This window comes from Streptomyces pseudogriseolus, assembly GCA_002154585.1.
Taxonomy (GTDB): Bacteria; Actinomycetota; Actinomycetes; order Streptomycetales; family Streptomycetaceae; genus Streptomyces; species Streptomyces pseudogriseolus.
Window position 1 is genome coordinate 1 of the sequence record MUNG01000408.1, and the last position, 4,360, is coordinate 4,360.

A 4,360-nucleotide genomic window follows, 5' to 3' on the forward strand; every position below is an offset into this window, starting at 1 on the left:
TCACGACCCGCAGCGCGGGGGCACCCCGCGCCGGCGGGTCGTGATGAAGCGCACTCCATGCGCGGATTCCGCATGCATTCCGCGCGACAGGGCAGGGGCACCCGGTCCCGGGGGTAACACGCATGTGACTCACGGGCGTGGAGAAGAACGGAAGGCAGTAACCGATCATGGCGGACAGCACAGAAATGCGGGCGCGCGACACCATTCACGTGGGAGGGGAGTGGCGGGCCGCCGTCTCCGGGGGCACCCGGGAGATCCTCGACCCGGCGGACGCCCGGCCGTTCGCCCTGGTCGCGGAGGGCGACGAGCGGGACACCGACCTCGCGGTCGCGGCGGCGCGCCGTGCCTTCGACGAGGGCCCCTGGCCGCGCACCCCCGTCGCCGAGCGGGCCGCGCTCCTGCGCCGCGTCGCCGACCTCCTGGTCCGGGACCGGGAGGAGCTGGGGCTTCTGGAGAGCCGGGACGCGGGCAAGACCGCCGAGGAGGGGCGCGTCGACATCGACTGCGTGGCCGACGCCTTCCGTTACTTCGCCGACCTGGTCGCCGCCGAGGCGCCCGGCCGGGTCGTGGACGCGGGTTCGCCCGACGTCCACAGCGTGGTCGTGCACGAGCCGGTCGGCGTCTGCGCCCTGATCACCCCCTGGAACTACCCCCTTCTACAGGCCAGTTGGAAGATCGCCCCGGCGCTCGCCGCGGGCAACACCTTCGTGGTCAAGCCCAGTGAGATCACCCCGCTGACCACCGTCGCCCTGATCGGCCTGCTCACCGAGGCCGGGCTGCCCGCCGGCGTCGCCAACATCGTCACCGGCCCCGGTCACACCGTCGGCGCGCGGATGGCCGAGCACCCCGGCGTCGACCTGGTCTCCTTCACCGGCGGCCTGGTCAGCGGCGTCAAGGTCGCCCAGGCGGCCGCCCCGACCGTGAAGAAGGTCGCCCTCGAACTCGGCGGCAAGAACCCCAACGTGGTGTTCGCCGACGCCTGCGCCACGGAGGAGGGCTTCGACACCGCCGTCGACCAGGCCCTCAACGCGGCCTTCATCCACAGCGGCCAGGTCTGCTCGGCCGGTGCGCGCCTCATCGTCGAGGAGTCCGTGCGGGACCGTTTCGTCGCCGAACTCGCCCGCCGCGCCGAGAGGATCAGGCTCGGCCGGGGCACCGCGGACGGCGTCGAGTGCGGCCCGCTGGTCTCCGCGCAGCAGCGCGAGAAGGTCGAGGCGTACGTCGAGTCCGCGCTCAAGGAGGGCGCGGTGCTGCGCTGCGGCGGCAAGCGGCCCGAACCGGCGCCCGAACGCCCCGCGTCCGGCTACTTCTACGAGCCGACCGTCCTCGACCGCTGCCACCGCGAGATGCGGGTGGTGCGCGAGGAGGTCTTCGGACCCGTCCTCACCGTCGAGACCTTCCGCACCGAGGACGAGGCGGTCGCCCTCGCCAACGACACCGAGTACGGCCTGGCCGGCGGCGTGTGGACGGCCGACCCGGGCCGCGCCCGCCGGGTCGCCGGACGGCTGCGCCACGGCACCGTGTGGATCAACGACTTCCACCCCTACCTCCCCCAGGCCGAGTGGGGCGGCTTCGGCAGGAGCGGCACGGGCCGCGAACTCGGCCCGGCCGGGCTCGCGGAGTACCGCGAGACCAAGCACGTGTACCAGAACCTGGCACCGGCACCGGTGCGGTGGTTCCGCGGCTGACGCCGTGACTGCACGGCGCCGTGAGGTCTCGACGGTGCCGTGACGGCTGAGCGTGTTCACGCGGCGGAGCCGCATGTCGACAGAGCCCCGTCCCCCTCGGGGCGCATCGAGTCCTTGGAGCAGCCCATGACCCGAGAAACCCATGAATACGACTACGTCGTCATAGGCGGCGGCACCGCCGGTTCCGTCATCGCCTCCCGTCTCACCGAGAACCCGGACGTCACCGTCGCCGTCGTCGAGGGCGGCCCCAGCGACGTCGGCCGCGACGACGTGCTGACGCTGCGCCGCTGGATGGGCCTGCTCGGCGGCGAGCTCGACTACGACTACCCCACCACCGAGCAGCCGCGCGGCAACTCGCACATCCGGCACAGCCGCGCCCGCGTCCTCGGCGGCTGTTCCTCGCACAACACGCTCATCGCGTTCAAGCCGCTGCCGTCCGACTGGGACGAGTGGGAGCAGGCGGGCGCCAAGGGCTGGGGCGCCGTGCAGATGGAGGCGTACTACGCCCGGCTGAAGAACAACATCGTCCCGGTCGACGAGAAGGACCGGAACGCCATCGCCCGCGACTTCGTCGACGCCGCGCAAACCGCGCTCGAGGTGCCCCGCATCGAGGGCTTCAACAAGAAGCCGTTCCACGAGGGCGTCGGCTTCTTCGACCTGGCGTACCACCCCGAGAACAACAAGCGGTCCTCCGCGTCGGTGGCGTACCTGCACCCGGTGATGGACGAGCGGACCAACCTGACGCTCTGGCTGGAGACCTGGGCGTACAAGCTGGAGCTGAACGGCCCCCGCGCCGAGGGCGTCCATGTGCGCACCAAGGACGGCGAGGAGGTGCTGATCCGCGCCCGCAACGAGGTGGTGCTGTGCGCCGGCGCCGTCGACTCGCCGCGGCTGCTGCTGCACTCCGGCATCGGACCGCGCGCCGACCTGGAGGCGCTCGGCATCCCCGTGGCGCACCACCTGCCCGGGGTCGGCGAGAACCTGCTCGACCACCCGGAGTCGGTGATCGTGTGGGAGACGAACGGGCCCATCCCGGAGAACTCGGCGATGGACTCCGACGCCGGCCTGTTCGTCCGCCGCGATCCCGAACACGCGGGCCCCGACCTGATGTTCCACTTCTACCAGATCCCGTTCACGGACAATCCGGAGCGACTGGGCTACCAGCGGCCCGAGTTCGGGGTCTCCATGACGCCGAACATCCCCAAGCCGAAGAGCCGCGGCCGGCTGTATCTGACCAGCGCCGACCCCGAGGTGAAGCCGGCGCTGGACTTCCGGTACTTCACCGACGAGGACGACTACGACGGCCGCACCCTCGTCGACGGCATCCGTATCGCCCGCGAGATCGCGCGGACCGAGCCGCTGGCCGGCTGGCTCAAACGCGAGGTGGCGCCGGGCCCTGACGTCACCGGCGACGAGGAGCTGAGCGAGTACGCCCGCAAGGTCGCGCACACCGTCTACCACCCGGCCGGCACCTGCAAGATGGGCGCCGCCGACGACGAGACCGCGGTGGTGGACCCCGAGCTGCGGATCCGGGGCCTCCAGGGCATCCGCGTCGCGGACGCCTCCGTCTTCCCGACCATGACCGCCGTCAATCCGATGATCGGCGTGCTGATGGTCGGCGAGCGCGCCGTCGAGCTGATCGGCGGTGACGCACGATGAGCGCGACGACCGTGGCCGGCTCCGCCGCATCCGCGTCCGGCGCGGGCACCCCGCCCGTCTTCTCCGTCGACGGCCTGTGGAAGGTCTTCGGGCCCCGCGCCGACAGGGTGCCCGCCGACCCCGCGCTCGCCGGTCTCGACGCGGCCGAGCTGCGCGCCCGCACCGGCTGCACGGCCGCCGTGCGGGACGTCTCCTTCGACGTCCGCAAGGGCGAGGTCTTCGTCGTCATGGGCCTGTCCGGCTCCGGCAAGTCCACGCTGGTGCGCTGCCTGACCCGGCTGATCGAGCCGACCGCGGGCCGCATCGTGATCGACGGCGAGGACGTGCGCGCCATGGACAAGGCGCGGCTGCGGGAGCTGCGGCGCCATCGCGCCGCCATGGTCTTCCAGCACTTCGGCCTGCTGCCGCACCGCACCGTCCTCGACAACGTCGCCTACGGCCTGGAGATCCAGGGCATGGGCCGCGCCGAGCGGCGCGAGAAGGCCGCCGAGGTCGTCGCCAAGGTCGGACTCGCCGGCATGGAGCAGCGCCGGCCCGCCCAGCTCTCCGGCGGCCAGCGGCAGCGGGTCGGGCTGGCCCGCGCGCTCGCCGTCGACCCCGAGGTCCTGCTGTTCGACGAGCCGTTCAGCGCGCTCGACCCGCTGATCCGGCGGGACATGCAGGACGAGGTGGTACGGCTGCACCGTGAGGAGGGCCGCACGATGGTCTTCATCACGCACGACCTCCAGGAGGCGCTGAAGCTGGGGGACCGCATCGCGCTGATGCGGGACGGGCGTGTGGTGCAGCTCGGCACGCCGGAGGAGATCGTGGGCGCGCCCGCCGACGACTACGTGCGCGCGTTCGTCCAGGACGTACCGCGCGAGCAGGTGCTGACCGTGCGGACGGCCATGCGTCCCGCCTCGCCGGCGGAACAGTCGGCCACCGGCCCGGTGGTCGCCCCCGACGCCACGGTCTCGGAGGCCATAGAAACGGTCTCCACCGCCGGCGCCCCGGCCCGCGTCCTGGACGCGGGC

The 4,360-nt window shown here is 72.5% G+C and carries 3 protein-coding genes; all 3 read left to right on the forward strand.

Features of this window, described 5'->3' with window-relative positions:
• Positions 1 to 167 precede the first annotated feature (167 nt).
• On the forward strand, positions 168 to 1,688 hold the full coding sequence (locus tag CCN29_RS29245) for an aldehyde dehydrogenase family protein (RefSeq protein WP_031017209.1): 1,521 nt from the start codon (positions 168 to 170) through the stop codon (positions 1,686 to 1,688).
• 126 nt (positions 1,689 to 1,814) lie between these two features.
• A complete protein-coding gene (locus tag CCN29_RS29250; protein ID WP_086685570.1) occupies positions 1,815 to 3,347 on the forward strand; it encodes a GMC family oxidoreductase in 1,533 nt (510 codons plus the stop codon).
• A partial coding sequence (locus tag CCN29_RS29255) for a quaternary amine ABC transporter ATP-binding protein (RefSeq protein WP_086685572.1) occupies positions 3,344 to 4,360 on the forward strand: 1,017 nt, incomplete at its 3' end. The genes CCN29_RS29250 and CCN29_RS29255, both read left to right, overlap by 4 nt.